Source organism: Pseudomonas sp. NPDC089741, from assembly GCF_044748825.1.
GTDB lineage: Bacteria > Pseudomonadota > Gammaproteobacteria > Pseudomonadales > Pseudomonadaceae > Aquipseudomonas > Aquipseudomonas helmanticensis.
In genome coordinates, this window is the sequence record NZ_JBIVGT010000023.1 from 1 (window position 1) to 484 (window position 484).

Sequence of the window (484 nt, forward strand, 5' to 3'; positions counted from 1 at the left end):
TGTGTGTTACAGAAGAAGAAGTGTTTAACACCGCTTCCTTCGTAGAAGACCTGGGTGCCGACTCCCTTGACACCGTTGAGCTGGTGATGGCTCTGGAAGAGGAATTCGAGACCGAAATCCCTGACGAAGAAGCTGAGAAGATCACTACTGTACAAGCTGCAATCGATTACGTTACTAACCATCAGGCGTAATAGCTTGTAATCGTTGTTTGCTGTCATGGAAAAACCGCACTGCCATCATGGCGTGCGGTTTTTTCTTTAGGTCTGATGCAAAGTCGTCGTCATTTGAAAAAGGAGAGTGCTGTGTCGCGTAGACGCGTCGTAGTCACCGGTATGGGTATGTTGTCGCCACTGGGCACGGATGTGCCGAGCAGTTGGCAGGGCATTCTGGCTGGCCGCAGTGGCATTGGTCTGCGGGAACACACGGACCTGTGGGCAGCGGCAAAGCGCGGGGCGGGCGGCGTAGGGGGGGAACTGGGCGCGGC

Annotated in this window: 1 protein-coding gene and 1 pseudogene; both read left to right on the forward strand. The window is 54.8% G+C overall.

Annotated elements, in window-relative coordinates:
* A partial coding sequence (gene acpP, locus ACIPZE_RS19880) for an acyl carrier protein (RefSeq protein WP_400774781.1) occupies positions 1-191 on the forward strand: 191 nt, incomplete at its 5' end.
* Between the two features lie 111 nt (positions 192-302).
* Positions 303-415: pseudogene (locus ACIPZE_RS19885) on the forward strand (beta-ketoacyl synthase N-terminal-like domain-containing protein); the annotation flags it as partial.
* Between the last annotated feature and the right edge of the window lie 69 nt (positions 416-484).